The organism is Actinocrinis sp., from assembly GCF_035946395.1.
GTDB lineage: Bacteria > Actinomycetota > Actinomycetes > Streptomycetales > Catenulisporaceae > Actinocrinis.
Genome location: NZ_DASYZI010000441.1, coordinates 1 through 2,868, shown reverse-complemented (window position 1 = coordinate 2,868; position 2,868 = coordinate 1). Strand labels below are relative to the sequence as shown.

Annotated in this window: 3 protein-coding genes and 1 tRNA gene; 2 read left to right on the top strand and 2 right to left on the bottom strand. The window is 69.5% G+C overall.

Annotated features, from left to right (window positions below):
- Positions 1–285: PAS domain-containing protein (locus tag VGS97_RS28080; RefSeq protein WP_326856691.1), on the bottom strand; the 285-nt coding region annotated here is incomplete at its 3' end.
- Positions 286–675: 390 nt separating this feature from the next.
- Between VGS97_RS28080 and VGS97_RS28075 the strand changes: the two genes are divergently transcribed.
- Positions 676–765, top strand: a tRNA-Ser gene (locus tag VGS97_RS28075).
- 199 nt (positions 766–964) lie between these two features.
- On the opposite strand, the gene VGS97_RS28070 is transcribed toward VGS97_RS28075, so the two are convergent.
- Entirely contained in the window at positions 965–1,555 is a 591-nt protein-coding gene (locus VGS97_RS28070; RefSeq protein WP_326856690.1) for an NUDIX hydrolase, read from the bottom strand.
- A 156-nt stretch (positions 1,556–1,711) separates the two neighbouring features.
- On the opposite strand from VGS97_RS28070, the gene VGS97_RS28065 reads away from it, so the two are divergent.
- Positions 1,712–2,868: ATP-binding protein (locus VGS97_RS28065; RefSeq protein ID WP_326856689.1), on the top strand; the 1,157-nt coding region annotated here is incomplete at its 3' end.

The following is a 2,868-nucleotide window of genomic DNA, read 5'->3' as shown; positions in this document are numbered from 1 at the left end:
CCCGCGCTGCGGCGCCCGCGCCGCGGCGTCGGCCGGCGTGCCGCTGCCGGCGGGCAACGCCGCCGGTCCCGGGCCCGCAGTGGCCACCGCCCGGCCGAGACCGGGAAGCAGCGTGGCCACCTGTCGGCCCAGCAGCCGCTGCGCGCTCTCGCCCTCGAACAGGTCGAGGGCCACGGTGTTGGCGTTGACGACCACTCCCGCCGCGTCCACGAGCAACAACGCGTCCGGCAACGCGTCGAGTATCGCCGCGAGGCGGGAGGCAGAGCGGCCGGATGTACGGCTCAATGGGTCCTGCCCTCCACTCGCTTTTCCAGCCCGACCCGCCGGACGGATCGGTCGACATACGCCCCGCGGTTTCCGAGGCGGGCGCCGTGCGCACCACCGGACCGCCGTGGCCGATACGGCCCGGAGCGGATTCGTGGGTCCGACTATCCCATACGCCGCGCCGCGGCGGGAGGACTCGCACCACGACAGACGCGGCCGATCCGCCGCCGAGTTGCCTGTCGCGCGGCAGTTCGCCCGCCGGCCGAGCGGGCCCGGATTTGTTTTGTCGGGTCGTCTCCGGTCCGGGTATGCTGTGCGGGATCGTACCAAGCCAGTCACCGGCGGTGGCTCGAAATGGTGCGATGTGTGCTTGCGTGATGCGTGTTCGTGTTCAGGCACGCTCAGGCACGAGGAGGCTTCGCCTAGTCCGGTCTATGGCGCCGCACTGCTAATGCGGTTTGGGTCTCAAGCCCATCCGGGGTTCAAATCCCCGAGCCTCCGCTCAGGCCCCCACCCGCGAGGGATGGGGGCCGTTTCCATTCACCCGCTCAACCGTTCGCCCACTCGACCGCTCAAAACTCGCATCCCACCGCGACCCGACTGTTCCCGGCTCCCCGGACCTGTCTCCCGAAGAGCCCCCCGGAACTTCCCGGAACCCCGGATCTCTCCCGCAGTCGGGTCCCGTCAGTTCCTCAGTTCCTCAGCTCGACTCCAGCAGCTGGCCCAGCCGAGCCGCCAGCGCCAGATCACCCAGTTCCCGGACCGGATGCCAGCGGTGTACCGGGGCGTCCCGCCCCGTCAGCTGCGGCACCACCGCCCCGGTCCGGAACGCGAACCGGAAGTCGAAGTGCCGGTGCGCCGGCTCCGCCTTGACGTCACTGGCCGGGATCGGGTGCACGTCGATGTGGATCGGCAGCGCGTCCTCACCACCACCAGCGCCACCACCGATGCCGTCGACGCCGCCGACCGGCTCGATCTCGTCGGACGCGATCCCGCACTCCTCGGCCAGCTCCCGCAGCGCGGTCGCCGTCAGCGACTTGTCCTCCGGCTCGCAGTGCCCGCCGGGACTGACCCACCGCCCGAGTCCGCGGTGGTGTACTTGCAGCATTCTTCCTTCGCCGTCGAGCAGCACCACGCCGGCGGTGATGTGCGCCGGGTAGCGGCGGCGCGAAGTGAAGTCGAAGCCCTTGCCCAGCGCCGCCAGCAGCGGAGCCAGCGCTTCCCGCTCATCGGGATGCAGCAGTAGATAAGCGTCGACGGTAGCGGTGATCTTCTCTAGGTGGATGGCCATGTGTGGTCCGTCCTACTGCGGGATGTGCGCGACAATCATGACAACGTACTTGGAACCGCGCTGGTGCCCAAGGTTAAGGGAGAACGACGGAACACGCGATCGCGGCGTATATGGGTGTCTAGCGTAAGCCTGAGACGTCGTCATAGAGTCACATTCGTGGATCCGATCAGGAATCCCTACGCACCCGGCGCCGGACAGCGCCCGCCCGAGCTGGCCGGCCGTGCCCGTGAACTCGACCAGTTCGACGTGGTCTTGGAGCGCATCGCCAAAGCACGCCCCGAACGTTCCCTGGTGCTGACCGGCCTGCGCGGCGTCGGAAAGACGGTTCTCCTCAACGCCCTGCGCTCGCAAGCCATCGGCCGCCTGTGGGGCACCGGCAAGATCGAGGCACGACCCGACCAGACACTGCGCCGTCCCGTCGCCGCCGCACTGCACATGGCGCTGCGTGAACTGGCCCCCCGCCACCGCGACCCGGAGCGGATCGACTACGTCCTCTCCGTCATCAAGGCCTTCGCACTGCGCGACCAAACCGGCCAGCCCAAAGGCGCCCCGCGCTGGCAGCCCGGCATCGACGTCCCCGCCGCCCGCGGCCGCGCCGACTCCGGTGACATCGAAATCGACCTGACCGAACTGTTCACCGACGCCGCGTCCGTCGGCACGGACCTCGGCGTGGGCATCGCACTCTTCGTCGACGAGATGCAGGACGTCCCCGCCGTCGACCTCTCAGCCCTCTGTGCAGCGTGCCACGAGCTGTCCCAAACAGGCGCCCCGCTGATCATCGTAGGTGCAGGCCTCCCACACCTCCCCATGCTCCTGTCCAGCTCGAAGTCATACTCGGAGCGCCTCTTCCGCTACCACCGCATCGACCGCCTGGACCGCACCGCCGCAGACCACGCATTAACCGCCCCCGCACTGCGCGAAGGCGTCGACTTCACCCCCGACGCCCTAGATGCCCTCTACGACGCGGCCGACGGCTACCCCTATTTCATCCAGGCGTACGGCAAGGTGGCCTGGGACGCCGCACCCGCCACCCCCATCACCGCCGAGGACGTCAAGGTGGCGGCTCCCGAAGCCGAAGCCGAGCTAGCGGTGGGCTTCTTCGGCTCCCGCTACGAGCGCGCCACCCCCGCCGAGCGCGAATACATGCGCGCGATGGCCCTCCTGGGCGACGGCCCCGTGCCCACGTCCGAAGTCGCCACGTCACTAGGCCGCCGCCCGTCGTCACTGTCCCCAGCGCGCGACAGCCTGATCAAAAAGGGCCTCGTCTACGCCGCCGAACGCGGCGCCGTGTCCTTCACCGTCCCGCACTTCGG